22 protein-coding genes are annotated in these 24,170 nt (G+C 44.2%); 4 read left to right on the top strand and 18 right to left on the bottom strand.

Going from position 1 to position 24,170, the window contains the following annotated elements; all coding sequences use genetic code 11:
- Window positions 1–117: 117 nt before the first annotated feature.
- From D104_RS20965 to sdhC, 4 genes are read right to left on the bottom strand one after another with little or no spacing between them, the layout of a single operon-like run.
- Window positions 118–822: a succinate dehydrogenase iron-sulfur subunit gene (locus D104_RS20965; protein WP_024022592.1), complete on the bottom strand. Its 705-nt coding sequence runs from the start codon at window positions 820–822 to the stop codon at window positions 118–120.
- A gap of 12 nt (window positions 823–834) precedes the next feature.
- Window positions 835–2,607, bottom strand: a complete 1,773-nt coding sequence (sdhA, locus tag D104_RS20960; protein WP_024022591.1) for a succinate dehydrogenase flavoprotein subunit — start codon at window positions 2,605–2,607, stop codon at window positions 835–837.
- A gap of 3 nt (window positions 2,608–2,610) precedes the next feature.
- Complete coding sequence (sdhD, locus tag D104_RS20955) at window positions 2,611–2,958, bottom strand: succinate dehydrogenase, hydrophobic membrane anchor protein (RefSeq protein ID WP_024022590.1); 348 nt, start codon at window positions 2,956–2,958, stop codon at window positions 2,611–2,613.
- On the bottom strand, window positions 2,952–3,329 hold the full coding sequence (gene sdhC / locus D104_RS20950) for a succinate dehydrogenase, cytochrome b556 subunit (protein ID WP_024022589.1): 378 nt from the start codon (window positions 3,327–3,329) through the stop codon (window positions 2,952–2,954). Before sdhC ends, sdhD begins: the two co-directional genes overlap by 7 nt.
- Window positions 3,330–3,901: 572 nt before the next feature.
- On the opposite strand from sdhC, the gene gltA reads away from it, so the two are divergent.
- Complete coding sequence (gene gltA / locus D104_RS20945) at window positions 3,902–5,185, top strand: citrate synthase (RefSeq protein ID WP_024022588.1); 1,284 nt, start codon at window positions 3,902–3,904, stop codon at window positions 5,183–5,185.
- A 67-nt stretch (window positions 5,186–5,252) separates the two neighbouring features.
- Here the strand turns inward: gltA and D104_RS20940 are convergent, their stop codons facing one another.
- Entirely contained in the window at window positions 5,253–5,483 is a 231-nt protein-coding gene (locus tag D104_RS20940) for a hypothetical protein (RefSeq protein ID WP_024022587.1), read from the bottom strand.
- The gene (locus D104_RS20935; RefSeq protein WP_024022586.1) at window positions 5,484–6,569 is read right to left on the bottom strand and encodes a DUF2066 domain-containing protein; all 1,086 of its coding nucleotides are present in this window, start codon (window positions 6,567–6,569) and stop codon (window positions 5,484–5,486) included. It lies immediately after the preceding gene.
- Window positions 6,570–6,686: 117 nt separating this feature from the next.
- Between D104_RS20935 and purM the strand changes: the two genes are divergently transcribed.
- The 3 genes from purM to D104_RS20920 are packed head-to-tail and all read left to right on the top strand — an operon-like array spanning window position 6,687 to window position 9,129.
- Window positions 6,687–7,745: a phosphoribosylformylglycinamidine cyclo-ligase gene (gene purM, locus D104_RS20930; protein WP_024022585.1), complete on the top strand. Its 1,059-nt coding sequence runs from the start codon at window positions 6,687–6,689 to the stop codon at window positions 7,743–7,745.
- Window positions 7,742–8,395, top strand: a complete 654-nt coding sequence (gene purN / locus D104_RS20925) for a phosphoribosylglycinamide formyltransferase (RefSeq protein ID WP_024022584.1) — start codon at window positions 7,742–7,744, stop codon at window positions 8,393–8,395. Before purM ends, purN begins: the two co-directional genes overlap by 4 nt.
- Before the next feature lie 14 nt (window positions 8,396–8,409).
- The gene (locus tag D104_RS20920) at window positions 8,410–9,129 is read left to right on the top strand and encodes a DUF3108 domain-containing protein (protein ID WP_024022583.1); all 720 of its coding nucleotides are present in this window, start codon (window positions 8,410–8,412) and stop codon (window positions 9,127–9,129) included.
- A 9-nt stretch (window positions 9,130–9,138) separates the two neighbouring features.
- On the opposite strand, the gene mobA is transcribed toward D104_RS20920, so the two are convergent.
- From mobA to D104_RS20860, 12 genes are all read right to left on the bottom strand, one after another.
- On the bottom strand, window positions 9,139–9,705 hold the full coding sequence (mobA, locus tag D104_RS20915) for a molybdenum cofactor guanylyltransferase (RefSeq protein ID WP_024022582.1): 567 nt from the start codon (window positions 9,703–9,705) through the stop codon (window positions 9,139–9,141).
- Between the two features lie 12 nt (window positions 9,706–9,717).
- Window positions 9,718–10,728, bottom strand: coding sequence for a glycosyl transferase family protein (locus tag D104_RS20910; protein WP_024022581.1), 1,011 nt, complete (start codon window positions 10,726–10,728; stop codon window positions 9,718–9,720).
- Window positions 10,725–13,412, bottom strand: coding sequence for a nitrate reductase (locus tag D104_RS20905; protein ID WP_024022580.1), 2,688 nt, complete (start codon window positions 13,410–13,412; stop codon window positions 10,725–10,727). The genes D104_RS20910 and D104_RS20905 overlap by 4 nt, the downstream gene beginning before the upstream one ends.
- Before the next feature lie 298 nt (window positions 13,413–13,710).
- Window positions 13,711–14,043: a nitrite reductase small subunit NirD gene (gene nirD, locus D104_RS20900; RefSeq protein ID WP_024022579.1), complete on the bottom strand. Its 333-nt coding sequence runs from the start codon at window positions 14,041–14,043 to the stop codon at window positions 13,711–13,713.
- Window positions 14,044–14,047: 4 nt separating this feature from the next.
- Window positions 14,048–16,606 (bottom strand): nitrite reductase large subunit NirB, encoded by a 2,559-nt coding sequence (nirB, locus tag D104_RS20895; protein WP_024022578.1) that lies wholly within the window; start codon window positions 16,604–16,606, stop codon window positions 14,048–14,050.
- Window positions 16,607–16,656: 50 nt separating this feature from the next.
- Window positions 16,657–17,889, bottom strand: a complete 1,233-nt coding sequence (locus tag D104_RS20890; protein WP_024022577.1) for an NAD(P)/FAD-dependent oxidoreductase — start codon at window positions 17,887–17,889, stop codon at window positions 16,657–16,659.
- 1 nt (window position 17,890) lies between these two features.
- Window positions 17,891–18,736 carry an ABC transporter ATP-binding protein gene (locus D104_RS20885; RefSeq protein ID WP_024022576.1) on the bottom strand — a complete coding sequence of 282 codons (846 nt, stop codon included), beginning with the start codon at window positions 18,734–18,736 and terminating at the stop codon, window positions 17,891–17,893.
- A gap of 38 nt (window positions 18,737–18,774) precedes the next feature.
- Window positions 18,775–19,746, bottom strand: coding sequence for an ABC transporter permease (locus D104_RS20880; RefSeq protein WP_024022575.1), 972 nt, complete (start codon window positions 19,744–19,746; stop codon window positions 18,775–18,777).
- A gap of 65 nt (window positions 19,747–19,811) precedes the next feature.
- Window positions 19,812–21,221: a CmpA/NrtA family ABC transporter substrate-binding protein gene (locus D104_RS20875; protein WP_031214404.1), complete on the bottom strand. Its 1,410-nt coding sequence runs from the start codon at window positions 21,219–21,221 to the stop codon at window positions 19,812–19,814.
- A gap of 316 nt (window positions 21,222–21,537) precedes the next feature.
- Complete coding sequence (locus D104_RS20870; RefSeq protein WP_024022573.1) at window positions 21,538–22,725, bottom strand: CmpA/NrtA family ABC transporter substrate-binding protein; 1,188 nt, start codon at window positions 22,723–22,725, stop codon at window positions 21,538–21,540.
- Window positions 22,722–23,327, bottom strand: coding sequence for an ANTAR domain-containing response regulator (locus tag D104_RS20865; protein WP_024022572.1), 606 nt, complete (start codon window positions 23,325–23,327; stop codon window positions 22,722–22,724). The genes D104_RS20870 and D104_RS20865 overlap by 4 nt, the downstream gene beginning before the upstream one ends.
- A 200-nt stretch (window positions 23,328–23,527) precedes the next feature.
- Window positions 23,528–24,163, bottom strand: coding sequence for a response regulator transcription factor (locus D104_RS20860; protein ID WP_024022571.1), 636 nt, complete (start codon window positions 24,161–24,163; stop codon window positions 23,528–23,530).
- Window positions 24,164–24,170: the final 7 nt, after the last annotated feature.

The following is a 24,170-nucleotide window of genomic DNA, read 5'->3' as shown; positions in this document are numbered from 1 at the left end:
CTTTTCATTGCATTCTCTAGAAGAGAATACGCAAAAATGGCGGCATTGAATATGGATTCAAGCCGCCGGCTTTTCGTGGTCACACTATAGTATTATGAAAGACCACTCGAAGCATTATTAAGTCGCTCTTTGCAAAAGCATAGTACGAATATTACCAATTGCCTTAGTTGGGTTTAACCCTTTAGGACAAACATTCACACAGTTCATGATGCCGTGGCAACGAAACACGCTGAACGGGTCATCTAAATCACTAAGACGTTCCTGTGTTGCCGTATCACGGCTATCCGCCAAGAAGCGGTAAGCTTGTAACAAGCCAGACGGACCAACAAACTTATCTGGGTTCCACCAGAAAGATGGACACGCCGTTGAACAGCAAGCACATAGAATACATTCGTAAAGACCATCAAGCTTTTCACGCTCTTCAGGGCTTTGCAAGCGCTCAATTGCTGGTGCTGGCGCATCATTAATCAAGAACGGACGAATTTTCTCGTACTGCTTGTAGAATTGCCCCATATCAACAACAAGGTCACGCACCACTGGCAAACCTGGAAGTGGACGTAATATCAACTTACCTTTTTTGACCGCTTCTGACACTGGCGTAATACACGCCAAGCCATTCTTACCTGACATATTCATGCCGTCAGAACCACACACGCCTTCACGGCATGAACGACGATAAGAAATACTTGGGTCCTGAGCTTTCAACAAGTTCAAAACATCAAGTACCATCAGGTCTTTACCTTCAGGCAAATCAATTTCGTAATCCTGCATATAAGGAGCGTCGTCCTTCTCAGGATTGTAGCGATAAATACTAACTAACATTGACACAACTCCTTAGTATGAACGAATTTTAGGTGGGAAAGCTTCCATCGTTTTAGGCGCAAAATTGACATCGCGCTTAGTCACTTTCTTATCTGCCGGGTGGAACAACGAGTGTTTCAACCAGTTTTCATCGTCACGTTCAGTAAAATCATTACGAGCATGAGCGCCACGGCTTTCCTTACGGAATTCAGCAGGGATAGCGGTCGCCTCAGCAACTTCCAATAGGTTTTCAAGTTCAAGTGCTTCAATACGAGCCGTATTAAACGCCTGACTTTTATCTTCAAGGTGCAAGTTTTCAACACGTGCACGAATTGCTTTTAACTGAGCCAGACCTTTTTGCATTGCTTCGCCATCGCGGAATACACCAAAGTAAAGCTGCATAACACTTTGTAAATCATCACGAACTTGAGCAACACTTTCGCCGCCAGTCGTACTGTTTAGACGATTTAAACGAACCATCGCATTTTCAACGTTAGCACTATCGGCATCCAACAACTCAAACCCTTCGTCCAAAGATTTTTTAACCTGAAGACCAACTGCTCGACCGAAGACAACCAAATCAAGTAATGAGTTACCGCCAAGACGGTTAGCACCGTGTACAGATACACAAGCGGCTTCACCACATGCATAAAGACCACCAATAATAACATCTTCACCGGCTTCGTTTTGCTTAAGCGCCTGCCCACCAATATTTGTTGGAATGCCACCCATCATATAATGACAAGTAGGGATAACAGGAATAGGTTCTTTCACTGGATCAACGTGAGCAAAAGTACGCGACAACTCAAGGATACCTGGAAGGCGTTGATTCAACGTCTCTTCACCCAGGTGATCAAGCTTAAGCAACACGTGATCACCTTTAGGACCACACCCGCGCCCTTCTAAGATTTCAAGAACCATAGAACGAGCAACAACGTCACGCCCAGCAAGATCTTTTGCGTTTGGCGCATAGCGCTCCATGAAACGTTCGCCGTCTTTATTGATCAGGTAACCACCTTCACCACGACAACCTTCTGTAACAAGCGTACCCGCACCGTATATACCAGTTGGGTGGAACTGCCACATTTCCATATCCTGCATTGGGTAGCCAGCACGCAACGCCATACCGACACCATCACCAGTATTGATATGGGCATTGGTTGTCGATTGGAAAATACGACCTGCACCACCCGTTGCGATAACCGTTGCTTTCGCTTTAAGATAAACCGTTTCGCCAGTCTCGATACAAATAGCAATAACACCGACAACTTCATCTTTGTCATTTTTAACAAGATCGGTCGCATACCATTCGTTAAGGAAGGTTGTACCGCCTTTAAGGTTACCTTGATAAAGTGTATGTAGAAGCGCATGACCTGTTCTGTCTGCCGCCGCACAAGTACGAGCAGCCTGCCCGCCTTTACCGAAATCTTTAGACTGACCACCGAATGGGCGCTGATAGATACGCCCTTGTTCTGTACGAGAGAATGGTAAGCCCATGTGCTCTAATTCAAAAACGGCCTGAGGACCAACAGAACACATATACTCAATCGCGTCTTGGTCACCAATATAGTCTGACCCTTTAACAGAGTCATACATGTGCCAGCGCCAATCATCATTTGGATCATCACTTGCGATCGCACAAGTAATACCGCCTTGGGCAGACACTGTGTGTGAACGCGTTGGGAAAACTTTAGTAACACAAGCTGTATTTAAACCAGACTCTGTTAGCTGAAGCGCTGCACGCATACCTGCGCCACCACCACCGATAACAATGGCATCAAAAGAAATTGTACGAATATTTGCCATTACTTATAGCCCCCAAATAACCTGAACACCCCATACGACATAAACAAACATTGCTAAGCCACATAGAGATTGAAAGAAAAAACGAGGACCAGTAGCTTTAATATAGTCAGTAGAAATTGACCACAAACCAATCCATGAATGAATACCAATAGACAAAAGCACCATCAAACTGAAGATGCGCATCCATGTTGCTTCAAATAATCCGCTCCACTGATCGTATGTAAGATCAGGATTAAGCAACAAATAACCAATAATAAAAACGGTATAGAAAGACAAAACAAGAGCAGAAACTCGCTGCATCATCCAATCGTAAAGGCCTGACCGACCAAAACTTGTAATCTGAGTTACCATATCCACACTCCTGCTAACACAATGAGAACCGCAGCAATCACAAGGTTTGCAATAGCGGCGTTACGCCCACTTTCTAATTCTTCAAAATGCCCTAAATCCATAAACAAGTGTTTCACACCCGCTACAAAATGATACATCAATGCAGAAACAACGCCCCAAATAATAAACTTCGCAAGAAAGTTTGTTTGGAGTGCATTAACCACCGTATCAAAACCTTCTTGAGATTCTAGAGAAAGATCGAATGCATAAAACAAGAAAGCCAATCCTACGAAAAGGATAATTCCTGTTACACGATGAAGAATAGACACGATTGCTGTGACGGGTTGAGATATTGTTAAAATATCTAGGTTGACTGGTCTTTTTTTATTCACGATTTTTTACACCATCTTATCGATTGAATGGTCAATCACGACCCCATGTCTATACGTAACTACATTCGCTGTTGGATCAGAGTAATATAACCACGGCATAGGCCTGCTTTGAAAATCTCATCGATTTGCAAACAAATGTCTAAAAGCGACTCTCTTTTATCCATTAGCATAAACAAATCAATGAAATCGTCTGAGGCGCAATTATAGACCAGCGAAAAATACTAAGACAAATAGACTGAACAAGAGGTTTTCAATGATCACCATTCAGCAAATGAATGTAACCATAAGCCGAAACAATAATGGTATAAAATTACATGATTTTGCCCTCCTAAAAAACAAATAAAGACAATACTAATCAATAGGTTAAGGGCAAACAAAGACAACCTTGACTTTATAGCAACTCTCTACTTTGTCAGATAATTACAAAAATACGCACACGAATGTAAAGACTCTGTAAGCGATCAAGATTGACTTTCATAGGCTAGAAACAGTATTTTTTCCGCACCTTCTGGGCTAAGCAGGGTAAAACCACTCCCTTTTAGCTCCGAACCAGAATACGAAGGAGACCATAAATGGCTGATAAAAAAGCGCTACTCACAGTGGATGGGATCGATAAAACTATCGAACTACCTGTTCTTTCAGGCACATTAGGCACAGACGTTATAGACGTTCGCAGCTTAGGTGCTAACGGTGTATTCACCTACGATCCAGGATTTATGTCTACCGGCTCTTGTGAATCCTCTATTACCTATATAGATGGTGACGCAGGAATCCTTTTGCATCGCGGCTACCCAATTGCCCAACTTGCAGAGCATTCAGACTATCTTGAAACATGCTATTTGTTACTTTATGGAGAACTTCCTGATAAGGATCAAAAAGTAGAATTTGAAAAAACGGTTGGCAAACACACCATGGTGAACCAATCAATGCACAAATTCATTGAAGGCTTTAGAAATGATGCCCACCCTATGGCTATCATGTGCGGCCTTGTTGGCGCACTTTCTGCTTTCTACCAAGATCATATGGACATAAACAATCCTAAGCATCGTGAAATTGCGGCATTCCGCTTAATTTCCAAAATGCCTACGTTGGCAGCAATCTGCTTTAAGTATTCGAAAGATCAGCCAGTTATGTACCCACGTAACGACCTATCCTACGCTGAAAACTTCTTGTACATGATGTTTGCTACACCTTGCGAAGACTACAAAGTCAATCCAGTATTTGCTAAGGCAATGGATAAGATTTTCATTCTTCACGCTGATCACGAACAAAACGCATCAACCTCTACTGTACGCCTAGCAGGTTCTTCTGGCGCAAACCCATTTGCATGTATTGCGGCAGGTATTGCGACGCTTTGGGGGCCTGCTCACGGTGGTGCAAACGAAGCAGTACTAACCATGCTTGAAGAAATTGGTGACGAAGAAAACATTGATGAATTTATAGCAAAAGCAAAAGATAAAAACGATCCATTCCGCCTAATGGGCTTTGGCCATCGTGTTTATAAAAACTTTGATCCTCGCGCAAAAGTGATGCGCGAAACCTGTGATCAAGTTTTAGCTGAACTTGGCATGTCAAACGATCCTCTATTGAAGATTGCTAAACGCCTTGAACAAATTGCTCTCGAAGATCCTTATTTCGTAGAGCGTAAGCTTTACCCGAATGTAGACTTCTACTCAGGCATTATTATGAAAGCCATTGGCATTCCAACCAGTATGTTTACAGTGATCTTCGCTATGTCACGTACTATCGGCTGGATCTCCCACTGGAACGAAATGATCAGTGGGCCATACAAGATTGGCCGTCCACGCCAATTGTATGTAGGTCAACCTGAACGAGATTACCCTACCGACAAGTAATTTCTCATTTTAAAGACACAAAAAAGCCGCGTTTTTAACGCGGCTTTTTTTTGTCTAAAAACACACACTATTCTTCGTCTTCTTCAACAATCTCAGTCACTGTAGATTGGCCACATTTCAGGCATTCACCCTCTATCCATACCCTATCTTTCGTTTCAAACTCCTTAGGGTTACGCATACCTAAATCCACTTCCATACAGTGGTTACACCAAGTTTGAGACAAAAAATCATTTTGCTCCTCTATTGAGCGTGCAAAAAAATCACGCTCAATTACTTTCTCTTCCAACACGTCCGTCATTTATCGCACTCCACTGTATTGATAAGAAACAACCCTATTTGCATCCGGGTCCAATGCGTTTAATGGTGCCTTAATAAGCAAACGACTTAATGAAATCGAGTTGAAAAACTTCTCTTTGTCACCATCGATTTCAACAGAAAACGCGACTTTTTCCCCATCAACCTGCACCAAGATGACATCACGCACCACCCCGATACTTTCCAAATAAGATTGCACTTTATTCATGATTTTATAGCTCACAACCCCAGAGACCTGAACATTCAAACGACTGGCCGTACTACCATCACGCACCGACGCATAACGAGAGGAAAACACCTTCGCCAGCTTTGAACTCCCTTGCTCTATGATGTCGCTTAGCGTTTCTCCACTTAAATCAAATCGTTCCGTCTCGCCGCTTTTTAGCATTACTAGCAAACCACCACCAATGTGTCCGGCATAATGACTAACCCTCAACACTGCGACCGAATCTGTCTGATAACGATTACTCGCACTCGCAATGCTGTCTTCAAAAAAGCCCCATACATCCGATGCCGAAATGCTCTTTTTATCGACATCGTCCAATAATGGTGCATATATCGGCACCCCAAGCCCCCCCGTCACATGAGCAAATTCATTCAGCGTCTCTGAGGGCTCTCTTGAACCAGAAAGCGTTCTTACTCCGTTATTGTCACTCACCAACCAAATCAAAACGGATGGTCGGTTGTCCCCCCATACAGGCAAATTATGCTGAGACAAAAAATTGTCAATCGAAGCTTGATAAAAAGTCACCTTGACCTGCTTCCCAGGAACCAAACCATTCTCAGACGACAACAACTCACTTAAGGAAGCAACAGAGTGCTGCGCAACCCAAGTTGACGCTTTTTCCTTAGCTTGATCTAAAATATCGTCTGTAATCGCATCTTTATCGCCAGACACTTTCACCAGCACATTCTCTACGGCCAAACCAAATGCCTCATTCAGCATTTGTGCCTCCGATTGCGTTACCGGTAAATTAATTTCCGCCTTATAAAGCCCTTGAACAGGAACCGCATTCGCCGACGAAACAAACAAAACACTGATAAGTAATAAAAATATACGAGAATTCATAACCCTTCCTTCGTTTATTTGCCTATTCTACTGTCTTAATCGCAAAGAACCATAGCCCTAATGCGTCACTATGCTAAAATGCCTTTTTTTCCCTCGTACCATGATAAGGCATAGGCAATGACCAAGTCGGACAAACCATCGATTAGTTATAAAGACGCAGGCGTAGATATCAACGCTGGCAATCAACTTGTTGAACGCATCAAAGGCGTAAGCAAAAAAACTCGTCGCCCAGAAGTTATGGGTGGCCTAGGTGGATTTGGTGCCTTAACTCGCCTTCCAACAAAATACAAGAATCCCATTCTTGTCTCAGGCACGGATGGCGTTGGAACAAAACTTCGCTTAGCAATGGACCTTAACCAACACGACACAATTGGCATCGACCTTGTCGCAATGTGTGTAAACGACTTAGTCGTTGCTGGTGCAGAACCACTGCTTTTCCTTGATTACTACGCAACAGGCAAACTGGATATTGACGTTGCTGCAAACGTTGTAACAGGCATTGGCGAAGGCTGCTTGCAAGCTGGTTGTGCATTAGTTGGTGGTGAAACCGCTGAAATGCCAGGCATGTATCACGACGGAGACTACGATTTAGCGGGCTTCTGTGTTGGCGTTGTTGAAGAAGACAACATCATTGATGGTAGCAATGTTAAAGCGGGCGACAAACTTATCGCTCTTGGCTCGTCTGGCCCTCACTCAAATGGCTACTCTTTAATTCGCAAGATTTTAGAAGTAAGCAAAGCGGACCTCAATGAAAAAATTGACGGCGTGGCTTTAAAAGATGCCTTGATGGAACCAACCCGCATTTACGTGAAGTCTATCCTTAAATTAATGGAAAGCATTTCAGTGAACGCATTGGCTCACATTACTGGCGGTGGTTTGCTAGAAAACATCCCTCGTGTTCTTCCTGAAGACGCGGCCGCGAAAATCGATGCAGATAGCTGGAAACGCCCGGCTGTATTTGATTGGCTGCAAGAACAAGGCAATGTTGAGCAAGAAGAAATGTACCGCGTTCTGAACTGCGGCGTTGGCATGGTACTTTCCATTGATGCTGACAAAGCTGACGAAGCTCTTGCCATTCTGACAGCAGAAGGCGAAAACGCTTGGATTATCGGTGAGATTTGCCCTCGCAATGGCGGAAAAGATGTACTGATCTCTGATCTAGAGACGCAGGCATGAGTTTCCCTATCGTTGTCTTAATTTCTGGCAGCGGCAGCAACTTGCAAGCTTTGATAGATCAAAGCTTGCAAGGACAACTTAATATCAACATCTGCGCTGTTATCAGTAACAAAGCAGAGGCTTATGGCCTAGAGCGTGCCAAAGTAGCAGGCATACCAACTCATTCTCTAAGTCATAAATCATTTGATAGTCGCGAAGCATTTGACACTGAACTGCAAAAGCTCATTGATCAATATCAGCCTAAACTGGTTGTCCTCGCTGGCTTTATGCGTATTTTAACCGAAACATTTGCGCAACATTATGAAGGTAGAATGCTTAACATTCATCCGTCGCTGCTGCCGAAATATAAAGGTCTAAATACGCACCAACGTGCTATTGATGCAAACGAAACAGAACATGGTGTGTCTGTACATTTTGTTAGTCCAGAATTGGATGCTGGCGCGGTTATTCTGCAAGCCAGCACAACAATCGCAGAAGATGACACCGCAGAATCCTTAGCGAGTAAAGTCCACTCAATGGAACACATCATCTATCCTCTGGCCGTAAAATGGTTCAGTGAAGATCGATTAACATTCCATGATGGAAAAGCGTATTTGGATAAGAGCATGCTTTCAGAAAGCGGTATGCTTTATACCAAAGCGCTAACATAGATGTAGGAGAAAGTATGAGAACTCGTAAAATCCCAATGTGTTTAATGGCTATTTTTATGAGTATTCCCATGCTTTCTTTTTCCTCTACACCCGCACCGGATTCTTTCCTTACGCCTTATACTGCGGTCTATAGCACCGTTTGGAAAAAAGGCATCAGCCTCAAAGTGGAAGGCAAACAAACACTTTCAAAAAAATCAGACGACCTCTGGGCGTTCGTTTTTTCAGCAAACAGTATGATTGCATCTTTAGATGAATCCTCAACATTCCGCGTTGAACAACATCAAATCATTCCCATAATCTACGAATACAAAAGCGCTGTTCTCGGCAAAAAAAGAACCGCCACCCTCACTTTTGACTGGGAAAAAAACCTCGTCAGGAATGATGTAAAAGACAAGCCCTGGAACCTTGCTATTAACCCAAACACTCTAGACAAGTTGTCCATTCAATTGCAATTAAGGCAGGACTTGAAACTGGGTAAAAATGAATTCGATTATCAAATCGCCGACGGTGGTTATATCAAAAACTGGCGTTTTGAACGGGAAAAAATGGAAACCATTAAAACCAAGCTGGGCCGACTACTTGCCATCAAAATCATTCGAACGGACAATTTAGACAAAGGAAAGAGAACGTCTTTTTGGTTTGTGCCAAAACTGGATTATTTACTGGTTAAGCTTGAACATAAAGAAGATGGCGAATCGTATTATTTAGACATCGATTCTATTAAGTCACACTAAGAAGCAACATTAACTTAGCAAGTCTGGCGTATTCACATTGAGTAATTCTTCCGACTTGTCCCATAAAACCGAATCACATCCAAACGCCTCATAAAACGCCATGACGCTATAGCGCTCCCCCTTATCCAGAAACCGCTTTAAACATGCCAGAGAAGACTCAACAGGCAAAATAGCATGCAAAGGATGACCTCCAAAACCATCCGCCAAATACTGAATACGATCAGGAAACACCTTACTCGCTTCTTCAAGCCGAACAAAAGCATCGCGACTAATACAAGGGGTATCACAAGGTGAAATCAATAAATGCGATGTATTAGCGAACACTAAGCACGCCAACAATCCCGACAACGGCCCTTTATTCTGATAATCAGGGCCATCAGATACAACATCAAAACCAAGCGCTCCATAAGAATCGAGGTTACGATTAGCGTTGAGAAAAACAACGCTGGCCACATCCCGCAATACACGAGCGACCAACAACGCCATAGGAACCGACTGATACAGCATCAAGCCTTTATCCTGACTCAACATTCGCTCGCCTTTTCCACCCGCCAGCACCGCACCTGATAATGTCATGACCTTCACCTTTTATGCCGCTTTGATCAAACTATCTTTATTACGGTGTTGCCAAATTTCATCAGCCAACGCCAAGCACTCTTCATGAGTTACAACGCCGTAAATAAGCCCTGCAACAGACGCAAGCGTTTGCCTTACCGCCTGCTCACCAAACTGATCAATTTGAACACCACTCCAATGATCCGCCAGACGCGAAAGGTCTAAATTGTGCTTAAGACGCTTATGCTCTTTTTCCGCTTTTGGCCAGTCCATTTGACTTGCCATTCCATGCTGCCACTTTAGCAGCGTAACATCGCGTTCAGGGTTCACTTCCGCTTCACCATTGCCGCCTCGGAAGACGAGCACAGATGGATCGTTTAGTTGTTCACAAGCCGCGACATGCAAATCATCGTAACCACGATGAAACACACCGTGAACACTGTGATCCGCTCTAAATGGGTTCATCATTCGTACTACGGTATTTACAGGAGAACGTAAACCAAGTGTGTATTTTAAGTCCATCATTTGGCTTAACACTGGGTCTATACTATTCAATGAAATATACGCAAAACCAGTCTGATGAAGACGTTGCTTTATATCCAAATAAGAATGGCTAATAGGCAAACCCAAGCCCTTAATGGCTTCATCCACATAGATGCGATCTTCCCCCGTAAATGCATGACCGTGCATAACAACATTTAAGCCATTATTTGCCAATGCCAGCGCCGCCAACAAAAACCAAGGAAGCTCATTTCGCTTACCAGCATACGCAGGCCAATCTAGGTCCACTTTTATATTGAGTGTTTCTTTTTTCGCTAAGAAAAGACGCGTCGCCTTGGTAAAGCCTACAGTTTCTTCTACTGTTTCCTCACGAATTCGAATTAACATCCAAAAAGCGCCCAATTGCTCTGGGGCAACATCTCCGCGAAGAATCAGTGTCATGGCATGCTCTGCTTCCTCTACCGTCAAAGTGCGCGCGCCCTTTTTTCCTCTCCCTAGGATTCTGACATAAGGTGTGAAGTCGTTACTCATTCTGGTCGTCATGCGGACAACTCCGTGATAATAGGTATAAAGTGTTTCAATTCAGGAAGACAAGAACCGCAATTGGTGCCGCATTTAAGCTTCGCACCCAATCCCTCAACAGAGCAAACTCCGCCTGCGACGGCTTTTTCAATTTGCTTACTTCCGATCTGGAAGCACGAACACACTATCTCACCTTTGTCTTCAACATTGGCCGGTGAACCCACTAAGATAGCCATTCGTTCCAAATCCGATAGCACGTCATTATTAACCAATGTCATTGCTAACCAATCACAGGAAATCGATTCAGGTTTCGGATGCAAGTATACCGCGAGCGCCAGCTTTTGGTTATCAATATACGCCAGTCTTATTTGCTGAGTTTTGGGGTTGGTATATTCCAGCCACTCACCTTTTTCCTGATGCCCATCTGTAAATAAAGACTGGAGAGAAGCCACACTTTGCCCGACCGGCCAAACCACCTCGTAATGATAGCCATGCTCTGATGGGACGTAGCACCAATAAGTAAAGTCCAACGTTTCCAAGGGTGTTGCAGAAATCACCACACCATAAGCGCAGTTTTTCACTGCTTCCAGCGACACCTGAGCATGCTTGGATTCAGGTTGACCTGATAAAGGGTCGACGACTTGTGGAATAAGATTTGATACAACCGATGCATTCGAAAATTGCTGAGTCCAATGAATTGGCACAAACACATTCCCCGGCGCCACAGCACGACTGATTTTTGCTTTCAATAACACCTCACCATAAGGCGACGTAATACGAACGAGTGTTTTATCTTCTATACCGAGTTGCCTTGCATCTTTAGGATGAATTTCAACATAAGGCTGATCCGTATGCTTAGTGAGTAATGCCGCATCACCGGTTCTTGTCATCGTATGCCATTGATCTCGGACTCGGCCTGTATTGAGAGTAAATGGCCAGTCTGATGTTTTTTCTTGAAGCGGTAAAATGGGAACGATCGGCACAAACTTAGCCCGTTTATCTGGTGTAAAGAAACGGCCGTCTTCAAACATTCGCTTCGTTCCTTCCGGTCGGCCTTTTGGCACCGGCCACTGCACTGGCGTCAAAGCATCGTATTCAGACTTGGTAATCTGGCTAAAATGCCCAATATCAAAATCCCGTTTTCCGCTGTTCTCAAAAGCCGATAATGCAGCATGTTCTGCAAAAATTTCATGAACATTACGATAAGAAAATGCGGATTGATACCCAAGTCGTTTCGCGACTTCACAAATAGCCCACCAGTCATGTTGCGCTTCACCTGGCGCTGGTAATAGACCACGCTGGCGAGAAATCCTGCGTTCGGAATTGGTCACTGTGCCGTCTTTTTCACTCCAACCCGTCGCCGGAAAGAGCACATCCGCCATTGCTGTTGTGTCCGTGTGTGCTTTGCAATCACTCACAATCACTAATTCGCACTTTTCTAATGCCCGTCTAACTTGAGCAGTATCGGGCAAGCTCACCATCGGGTTCGTTGACATAATCCAAGCAACTTTAATTTTGCCTTCTTCCATTGCTTGAAATAAATCTACGGCTTTTAAGCCATTTTCAGTGGCCATATTAGGCGCCTGCCAAAATCGCTGAACCAACTCCAGCGCACCCGGTGTTGCAAAGTCCATGTGTGCCGCCAATTGGTTTGCCAAACCACCCACTTCTCGTCCGCCCATAGCATTCGGCTGTCCGGTAATCGAAAATGGCCCAGCGCCTTCTTTGCCTATTCGGCCTGTTGCTAAATGGCAGTTAATAATCGCATTACACTTGTCTACACCAGAGGAGGATTGATTGATACCTTGGGAATAAAAGGTCACCGTCTCAGGCGTTTCAACCCACCAATTGGCCAACTGCATTAAGTCTTCGTCACTAATACCACAAAAATTCGCGGCCGACGTCAACGTCGGCGTCGATTCCAACGCCTGATTTAGCGCCTCTTTAAAACCATTTGTGTGTCGAGATATAAAACCATTATCCAACACACCAGCCTGCACAGAGTGTTGCAGCAAAAATGAAAAAATAGCCGCATCGCTTCCCGGTTTAATGGCCAAATGCAAATCGGCAATATCGCAGGTGGCTGTCTCTCTAGGATCAACCACTACAACTTTCATATTAGGACGCTGCTTTTTCGCTTCCACTATTCTTTGATATAAAATGGGGTGCGTCCAAGCCGCGTTTGAACCGACCATAATCAATAAATCACACAGCTCTAAATCTTCGTAATTACAAGGCACCGTATCCGAACCAAATGCACGCTTATAACCCACTACAGCAGACGCCATACACAAACGAGAGTTTGTATCGACATTAGCCGTACCGATAAAGCCTTTCGCTAACTTATTGGCGACATAATAATCTTCGGTAAGAATTTGACCAGACAGATAAAACGCAAAGGAATCAGGACCATGATCTTTTACCACTTGTGCAATTTTTCCACTCACCGTTTCCAATGCTGAATCCCAAGAAACAACGTCACCATTCACGCTAGGAGCCAGTAATCTATCATCAGATTGCAGCGTTTGGGAAAGACTGCTGCCCTTAACACAAAGACGACCAAAATTGGCAGGATGATCAAGATCACCAGAAACAGGGGGAACCTCTGTCAGTCCAGATTTGGATGTAGAATCTGGAACCGTAAAATTGACACCACATCCTACGCCACAATATGGACAAGTCGTTTTTGCAATTGTTGCTGTCATGGACCTTCCTTTAAACCGTTTTCAAAAACACCTTAAAAAAACAAAAAAGGCCCAATCGCTTTTCTAGAAAAGCGATTGGGCCTCGTTGCCTTTTGTAATATCTGACTGCTTTATGTGTGAACCTTCGTCGGCTCAAGATGCATCAGTTATATAAAGTAAAGCAATTAACAAGCCAACTTCAAAAGGGTATTTTTACTTTCGTATCACTACTTTACAACCAATTAACGAACCGCATAGGCATCACGCTAGACACAAAGCACCAAAACGGCGCATCTATTTGAAAAATGCGCCGTCATGTTCAATGTCCGGCAATGTAAACATCATCGCCGTCTAACTTCACTTGCCAATGTGGCACACAAATATCTTCTTCCAGACACGCACCTGAAGACAAAACAAAGTGCTGCTTATACAACGGACTCGCAACAACCCAGACGCCTTGTAAATGTGCGATTAAACCTCTCGACAACACATTGGCTTTCCCAATAGGATCCCAGTTACCAATTGCAAAGATTTTGTCTTCTGATTCAGGTACATAAAAAAGCGCGACCTGCTCACCATTCACCATGGCAGCCACTCCGGCATCGACAACAAGATCACTTTGCTTACACACTAATTTCCACTGCATCGTCATCTTATTACCCCACTTTCGCTATTAACTGTTGTTTTTCAAAATCGGTTGCTGGGCGAACCTGATTACGCTCTTCCACAAACACGACATTCGTATCCGCGCCGTCATAGTTTACAAATTGGCGGAACGTTTTTAGCGCTTCTGGGTCTTCTAGCGTGGTTTTCCACTCACATTGAAATGTATCCACGACATGCGCCATGCGGTTTTCCAATTCTTCACACAAACCAAGCTTGTCATTAATCACTACGTCTTTGAGATACGCTAAACCGCCTTCTAAACCATCCATCCAAACTGACGTTCGCTGAAGACGATCGGCGGTTTTTGTGTAAAACATCAACACGCGATCGATGTACTTAATCAAGGTTTCGTCGTCTAGATCCGTTGCGAATAAATCGCCATGGCGAGGTTTCATTCCGCCATTACCACAAACATAAAGGTTCCAGCCGCCTTCCGTTGCTATCACACCGATGTCCTTGCTTTGCGCTTCCGCACACTCACGCGTACAGCCTGATACCGCGAATTTAATCTTATGAGGCGAGCGTAGCCCTTTATAACGATTCTCAAGGTCGATCGCCATTTTCATGCTGTCATTCACACCATAACGACACCACGTACTTCCCACGCACGATTTCACCGTTCGCAGTGACTTACCATACGCTTGCCCTGTCTCAAAACCCGCTGCAATTAACTTGGCCCAAATTTCAGGTAACTGGGCCAAGGTCGCACCAAATAAATCGATACGCTGACCGCCTGTCACCTTGGTATACAGGTTATATTCTTTGGCCACTTCACCTAACACAATCAATCTTTCTGGTGTAATTTCACCGCCAGGAATGCGGGGAACCACCGAATAGGTACCGTCCTTTTGCATGTTCGCTAAGAAACGATCGTTGGTATCCTGAAGACTGATGTGTTCTTTTTTCAGCACATAATCGTTCCAAACACTGGCTAAAATAGAACCCACAGCCGGTTTACAAATCTCACAACCATGGCCTTTACCATGTTTTTCTAGCAGGCTACCAAAACTCTTAATCTCTTCAATTTTCACCATGTTATATAAGTCTTGGCGCGTATAAGAAAAGTGCTCACAGATGTCTGTGCTGACCTCAACCCCAAGTGCAAGCAATTCATTATCAACCACTTTTTTCAACAGGGCCGCACAACCACCACAACCCGTTCCGGCTTTCGTCACACCTTTAACATCACCAACAGACAAGGCACCATTACAAACTGCATCGCTGATATCTTGCTTAGAAACGTTGTGACAACTACAGATTGAAGCGGTTGCTGGTAACGCATCAACGCCTAAGGCAGCTGGCGCGCCGTCCATCGCAGGTAAAATCAATGACTGCGCTTGTTCGGGTAGATCAATCGCGTTGAGGTAGTATTGCAGTAACGTATCGTAATAGCTGTTATCACCAACCAGCACCGCACCCAATAATTTCTTACCATCTTCAGAAACCACCATTTTACGGTAGCTTTGGCTTATCTCATCTTGATAAACAAAGACCTTACAGCCTTGTGTTTGAGCATGCGCATCGCCGACAGAACCTACATCACAACCAAGTAATTTAAGCTTTGTACTCATATCAGCGCCCGTAAAAGACACACTCACATCGCCTAACAAATGACCCGCAGCCGCTTTTGCCATGGTGTAACCTGGCGCAACCAAACCGTAAATACGGTTATTCCAAAGTGCACACTCGCCAATAGAATAAATATCTTCATCGCTCGTCTGACAATAATTATTAATGGTAATACCGCCACGCTCACCCATGTCTAAGCCAGACTGCTTTGCCAAGGCGTCTTGAGGGCGAATGCCCGCTGAAAACAAAATCAAATCGGTTTCAAGGTGCGTGCCATCAGCAAAGTTCATGCGATGAAAAGACGTTTCACCATCAACAATGTCTTTCGTCGCCGTGTCGGTATAGACCTTCACGTCCAAGCCCTCAATCATACCTTTAAGAACACTGCCACCTTTTTCATCGAGCTGAACAGGCATCAGGCGTGGTGCAAACTCAACCACACTCGTCTCAAGCCCTAGGTTTTTAAGTGCATTGGCGGCTTCCAATCCCAATAAACCACCACCAACCACCGTACCGCGCGTCACTGTTTTCGCACAGTCACGAATCGCATCCAAATCTTCAAGCGTACGATAAACAAAGGTATTGTCACGTTTGTGACCCGGAATTGGCGGCACAAAAGGATAAGAACCTGTCGCCAACACAAGCTTGTCGTAAGACAGCGACTCGCCGCTTTTTAGACAAAGTTGTTTCGTTTTACGATCTATTTCAGTGACCAAGCTATTGGTAAAATAACGAACACCGTTATCATCGTATAAAGTACCGTCCGTCATCGCCAAATCTGCCGCGCCTTTGCCAGTGAAATATTCACTTAAATGCACACGGTCATAGGCTAAATGCGGCTCTTCACCAAAAACAGTAATATGAAAAATTTCATGGCCACCTTGAGCGATTACTTGCTCTACAAAGTGATGGCCTACCATGCCGTTACCCACCACAACAAGATGTGGTTTATTCGCCGATAGAGGTGTATTGGAAGTCATCGTATTTCCCCTTGCTTACATTTTTTCTTATAACATCTAGAACGGCTTATTTAAGCTACTTGAGGACGGCAATACGCTTCGCCAAAAATCAGTAATTCAAGCATGTCAGAGATGTTTGTCTTGTTTTGAATAAGCTGGAAATACCAGCTTCCATCGGCGACGTTGCCATAAAGAATTGCCCCAACCAGTAAGCCGTCGTTGACCACCAGTTTGCGGTAATGATTTGCTCCTACATCTTTAAAAAAAATGCAGGAATCTCCCTGAGTTGGCTGAATCCTTCCGACTGAAAAAAGATTCACACCCGATACTTTGAGCTTGGTTGGTGTTGGCTCAATCGCAAAACGGGCTTCCTCTCCGTTCAACACCGCCATCAACACTTTGATCTGCGTCCAAATAGGTGCGACCAAACCAAATGTTTGTTGATCAAACTCACAACATTCGCCCAATGCAAACACATCCGAATGAGACGTTTGCATTTTTTCATCCACTAATATGGCTTGATCCACTTTCAAACCGGCGGCTTTCGCCAGCGCCACTTCTGGCGCAATACCAGCGGCCATTACGACTAAATTCGCCGCCATTTGTTCGCCATTCTGGCAAACGGCATGCGTCACCAAGCCTTCCTTCGATTGCAAAAATGAAGCGGGAGATTCACCTAATCGAAATTGAATCCCCATGCCCTCTAATCGTTTAAGCAAGAGTTGGGCCGATTCCACATCAAGCTGTCGATTTAACAACCATTTCGAACGATGAAACACGGTGACAACGTGACCACGCTTTGCCAGACCAACAGCGGCTTCCAAACCCAACAAACCACCACCAATCACACAGATTGGCTGTGCATTATCCAGTTGAGTCATTTGATCTACGTCTTGCCATGTGCGAAAACCCATAACATTTGACGCGCTTGCACCATCAATTGGCAATATTCTGGCTCGCGAGCCGGTCGCAATAACAAGCTTGTCATATGACACCGATTGACCGCTTTCTAAAACGAGTATTTTTCCAGCCAAATCCATGGAAACAACACCATCGCCAGAAATGATATGAATGCCTTCACGCTGCATTTTTTCGGTATCAACCAATGGCATTTCCGCATCCGAAATGTCATTCGCCAACAAAGAAGACAACATGATTCGGTTGTAGCCAACTTGAGCCTCTTCACCAATTAACGTAATGGAATAATGCGCGTTTTGTTGCTGCATTAAATCATGTGCCAGCTTGCTGCCCGCCATGCCTGCACCCACAATAACAATACGAACAAGATTCGATTGGAGAGTCATATTAAGCGTTTGCCACTTTATTATTTTCAGTGGGCTTTGCTTCTTTAACCGCCACGATGGGTTCGACCTTACGTTGCTTTTCATACAAAAAGGTCAGCACTTGTGCGCGGTAATCCACATATTTAGGGTCATTTGCTAACGCTAAGCGATCACGAGGACGCTCCAAATCGACACTCAAAATCTCACCGATGGTCGCTTCTGGGCCATTGGTCATCATGACAATACGATCCGATAACAGAACCGCTTCATCCACATCATGAGTAATCATAATGACGGTGTTGTTTAAGTCTTTTTGGATTTCCATAAGAGAATCCTGCAGATGCGCTCGAGTTAACGCATCCAAAGCACCAAAAGGCTCATCCATCAACAGCACGCTTGGCTCCATCGCCAGCGCACGCGCGATACCGACGCGCTGCTTCATACCACCTGAAATCTCATCTGGACGTTTATCTGCGGCGTGCGTCATGTGAACAAGTTCTAAGTTATGCATGATCCAATCGTGCATTTCTTTTTTGGATTTGGTTTTCTTAAAAACCTGTTTTACGGCCAATTCAACATTTTGATAAGACGTTAACCATGGCAGCAATGAATGGTTTTGAAAGACAACCGCTCTTTCTGGTCCTGGACCTTTAACCTCTTTACCATCCAATAGAATGCCGCCTTCCGTTGCGTCATACAGTCCTGCAACAATATTCAGCACCGTCGATTTACCACAACCAGAGTGTCCAATAAGAGAAACAAACTCCCCTTTTTCTATTTTTAAACTGACACTATCAAGCGCTTTAAATGAGCCTTTTGCCGTTGGGAACTCGATGGAAACTTTACTAATATCTAAATGTGTTGGCATGTTACTCTCCAATTAATCTGTCTCTAATGAACGTCTACTTAGCGCAGTACTTGTGTTTTATCCCAAGAGACATAGCGCTGAATCATTAACATCGCCCTGTCTAATAAAAACCCGATAAAACCAATCATCAACACAGCCACCATAATTCGACCTAACGAGTTAGAACTGCCATTTTGGAACTCATCCCAAACGAATTTTCCTAACCCTGGGTTTTGCGCCAACATTTCCGCCGCAATCAATACCATCCAAGCAATACCCAATGACAAGCGAAGTCCGGTGAACATCAAAGGAATCGCAGAAGGAATCACAATTTTCATCACATGTGTGACCCAACCCAAGCGCAATACCTTGGACACATTCAGTAAATCTTTTTCAACCGCCGCCACACCAACTGCGGTATTGATCAATGTTGGCCACATGCAACATAACGTCACTGTAAACATCGAGGTTAAAAAGGATTTCGAAAACATAGGGTCATCAGAAACATAACTCGCACTGACCACCATGGTCACCAAAGGCAACCAAGCAAGCGGAGAAACGGGTTTAAAAACTTGAATTACCGGATTAAGCGCACTGTACACAGAACTGTTCAAGCCGATCAAAATACCCAATGGAATCGCAATCAGACTCGCCAAACCGAAGCCTGCCAAAACGGTGTAAAGACTGGTAAAAATCTGATCGAAAAAAGTCGGCTTGCCGGTGTAATCTCTTAACTTACCAACATAGCTAGGGTCTTTCGCTTGACGTGCCGCAATACGTTTTTCTTGGCGCTCATAAAATTTATCTTCTTTAATACGCTCATTAGTATGCTCTGCAACAAGGCTATTCCATTGCTCATACACAACAACAGGGCCAGGAAACTCGCCCAAAGAAGTATGAACTCGACTTGCGCCAACCTGCCACAACAAAACAAACGCCAAAATACCAAAAAGAGGAAGCAGTAAACTTTTCACAGAAAAGTTTTCTACTTTCTCTTTCAATGACGCTATGGATAAGCTCGGTATATTCATATTTCTCTTCTCACTCTATTTGACGAAATAAGACAGCCAAATGACTGCCTTATTGTTTACTTCCGTTATATTTGGTCATCGCCTTTCAGACCAATTTTAAAGCTTTTCAAGTAATCATTCGGGTGCTTGCCGTCGTAGCTCACGCCATCGATAAAGTCGCTTTGCGCTGGTTTAAAACCATCTTCTTTATCAAAATCAGGAAACTCAGAGGCCGTCATCAAACCATCTTCTATCAAGGATTCAGCCGCTTGAGCATAGATATCAGGACGGTAAACATCTTTCGCAATCTTCATGAACCACTCGTCTGATTTTGGCTCTGCAATTTGCCCCCAACGACGCATTTGAGTTAGGTACCAAATCGCATCGCTGTAATACGGATACGTTGCGTTATGACGGAAAAACACGTTGAAATCAGGTACTTCGCGCTTATCGCCTTTTTCGTACTCGAACGTTCCTGTCATGCTGTTTGCGATGACATCGTAATCCGCACCGACATAGTCACTGCGTGACAATATCTCAACCGCTTCTGGACGGTTGGCATTGTTGTTTTCATCCAACCATTTAGCCGCACGTATCATGGCTTTTACGACACGGATGTGCGTATTAGGATTTTTTTCAGCCCAACCACTGCTCACACCAAATACTTTTTCTGGGTTGTTTTTCCAGATTTCATAATCCGTAATAACGGGAACACCAATGCCTTTAAAGACAGCCTGTTGATTCCACGGTTCGCCTACGCAATACCCTGAAATCGTGCCCGCTTCCATCGTGGCGGGCATTTGTGGTGGTGGTGTTACGGAAAGCAGCGCGTCTGCATTTATTTGTCCACTTGTGTCACCTTTCGCTGGTGCGTAGTAACCAGGATTAATACCTCCAGCCGCTAGCCAATAACGCAATTCGTAGTTATGAGTAGAGACAGGGAACACCATGCCCATTTTGAAAGGCTTGCCTTCGGCTTTATATCTGTCAATGACCGGCTTAAGAGCACTCGCACTGATGGGGTGAATCGGCTTACCATCAGCGCCGTTTGGAATGTTCTTTTTCATTTCCTTCCAAACGTCGTTTGAAACAGTAATACCGTTACCGTTTAGATCCATACTAAACGCCGTCACAATGTGCGCTTTCGTGCCATAGCCGATTGTCGCGCCAAGTGGCTGGCCCGCTAGCATATGCGCACCATCAAGCTGCCCATCAATCACGCGATCAAGCAAAACTTTCCAGTTCGCTTGTGCCTCTAACGTGACATAAAGACCTTCATCTTCGAAGTAGCCTTTTTCATAGGCAATCGCCAATGGCGCCATGTCCGTTAGCTTAATAAAGCCAAACTTCAGCTCTTCTTTTTCTGGATAACCTAACTCAGCCTGAGCCACTCCAGATAAAAGTGCAGAACCGACTAATAAAGAGATGCCCACTTTTTTAGCTGAATATGCCAGCTCAGGGAAAGGAAAAACCGCTTTCAAAGATCTCATGTTCATAGCTACGCTCCGCGTGTGGAAAGTCAAAAAACAAAAAAGGCGCGTGCAAATCACAATAATGTGTTTGCAGGCGCCTTTGCCATTCATAAACAGTTCTACATTGAACCATTAATAATGTGGGTGACAATCAAGCATCATTGCTAACGTCACCGAATTCTATATTTTAAATAATGCATGCATCATGCCAAAAGATACAACACACTGATTTATAAGAAAATAATGTTTTTTAACTTCTCACTATATGAATATAAACTGCCATCAACATCACGATGCTCGCACAACTTTCTTGCGGTGCGCACCATAAAAAGACACTCGATCAGTCTTTTTTCCTTGACGAGTCATCCGCATGAAAGTGGGCCTTACCTCCATCCACAGCAACCAACCATTCAGACTCTTCTTCAGCAGACAAACGCCATGAATCGTCACTCGCATCCTCAACCCCCAATGCCTTGAAATACAAATCTTGCCTGTAGACCTGCTCCGCGACATCACTTAAAGAGTCAATTTTGCCCAGCTGTTGCCAGCGATGCATTTGCGCCATGATCCACAATGCATAGCTCGGTAAAGGCTTGTTCGTTTCATGACCTGAGAAACGCTGATACGCCTCCATTGGCCAATCAAACTGCCCTTTTGGCTTTATGGAACCAAAACCATAAACCAATTGCTCAACGGTACAATTAAGAAAATCAGGATGGCTTAATATAGTAATAAGCTCAGTGTGATTTTTAGGATCATCGACCCACGCACAGGCTTTCTCCAGTGCTCGAATCATCGCCAAATGCCGTTCTGGTTCTTTCTCCGCCCACGCTGAATTCACGCCAAACACTTTTTCTGGCGTACTCCCCCAAATTTCATACCCCGTCACCAGCATATGACCCACACCCTGCTCTACCGCAAGACTGTTCCAAGGTTCGCCAACGCAATAGCCATCTATTTCACCTTGCTTAAGGCTGTCGACCATCTTGACCGGTGGAACAACGATAATTTGCACGTCTTTATCGGAATCAATACCAGCGCGGCTGAGCCAATCTCGTAATTGATAATTATGAGAAGAATAAGGATAAACCATTGCAAAACGCAGCGGTTCGGCTTGATCGTCACGGCTGTCTATGAATTTTTTCAACGCAATACCAGAACGCATCTCGGCAGAAGAGCCTGCGAATGACTGGAGTTGTTCATACAACGCATTACCAATCGTAATTCCGTTGCCATTATGGCTCACCGTAAAGCTGGTTTGCATGGCCGTTTTGATCGTGCCAATGCCTAAGCTCGCGGCAATTGGCATAGACGCCAACATGTGCGCGCCATCTAATAAATTGAACGCCACTTTATCTCGAATACTGGCCCATGACGCTTCTTTAGACAAAACCACGTCCACGCCTTCTTGGATAAAAAAACCTTTCTCCTGTGCAATAACAAAGGGAGCGCAATCGATTAATGGTATAAACCCCACACGAACAGGGGCGTTATTTTGAGTAGAACTATTTGATGTCTTTAGGCTCATCTTGAACCTCCCATCAGTTCCATCACTGAAATAATATTTCGAGCGACATCTGTCATACGTTGACTGCGATCCATCGCAAGCTTTCTAAGCGCTTGATACGCAGCAGGTTCATCACACTTTTGATGCTTCATAATCAAGCCTTTCGCTTTATCTATCAGTTTTCTATCTTCAAGCTGGCTCTTTACTGATTCCAGTTCAGAGCGCAGCGCATGAAATTCACGAAAGCGAGCTATCGCCACCTGCAACAGGGCTTTGACACTGCCACTCTGAACACCATCCACCACATACGCACTTACGCCAGCTCTTATGGCCGCTTCGACATGATGAGAATCGTCTTCTTCTGCAAACATCACAATTGGGCGCGGGTTGTCCTTAGTCAGTCGAGACATATTTTCCAGCATATCTCGATCGGGAGATTCAATATCAATGATAACCATATCAGGTTGATATTCGGTGACTGCCTCGGTTAGGTTTTTGGCATTTTCAAGACGCCTGATAACACGATAACCACTGTCCGTCATTGCTTGTTCCACAATGGCTGCTCTCGCGGGCTCATTATCAACAAGCATCACTGTTAACTCTTTTACTGGGGGCGCAGACATGGTGCACTCTCTTAAAAAACAATAAATACATTACGAGAGAATGCAAAATGTGCGCCATTTCGGCACACAAATAATGAATGAAAAAAACATCAGAAAGCCTCATTAAGAGGCTATTCGAGAACAGAAAGGAAGAATAGGAATAAAATAAAAATCAGAAGCGACCAAAAAAGGTGCAAGAGAACACTTTCTAACGGCTTATATTAGAGCGTGGTGTTGTAACTTTTCGCAAGTAACGCCAAAGCCAATCGATCCTTGGTATTGGTTTTTTTAAAAATAGACGTTAAGTGTGCTTTCACAGTACGCTCGGTAATGTCCATTTCAAGTGCTATCTGCTTATTAGGCCAACCTTTTGCAATAAGCTGCGTCACGCTCAACTCCCTTTCTGATAAGGTAGCCAGTTCACTATCATAGGTTTTTGCCGTAAGCGCCGACTGTTGAATAAGTTGTTGGATGAAAACTTTCCCACCCCAAATTTCACCCGAATCAACCACAGACAACACAAGTTTTAATTGCTCTTTACCAATATAAGGAGCGCATTGCCCACTGACACCAGCAGAAAAAAGTCTGAGCGCTGCGGCCTGGCTTGTTTGATTAGGAAATACGATGATTTTTTGGTTTGGGTACCTCGAACGCAATGCAACCACATCTTCAACTTGCGTTGAAAATGACTGATCTTCTAAATAAATAAAGCAATATTTAAACACGGCCGAAGCAGCTTTAAATGCATCATAGACATCTTCTAAACGCTCAACACGAACCAATGATTCTGCATCACCAACCACTTGATTCCAATGTTCCCATACCGCGTCATCTGTATTCCAACACAAAATTTTCAATATCAAT

The sequence above is a fragment of the Marinomonas profundimaris genome (assembly GCF_000508165.1).
Lineage (GTDB): Bacteria > Pseudomonadota > Gammaproteobacteria > Pseudomonadales > Marinomonadaceae > Marinomonas > Marinomonas profundimaris.
This window is presented reverse-complemented; position numbering and strand designations above follow the sequence as displayed.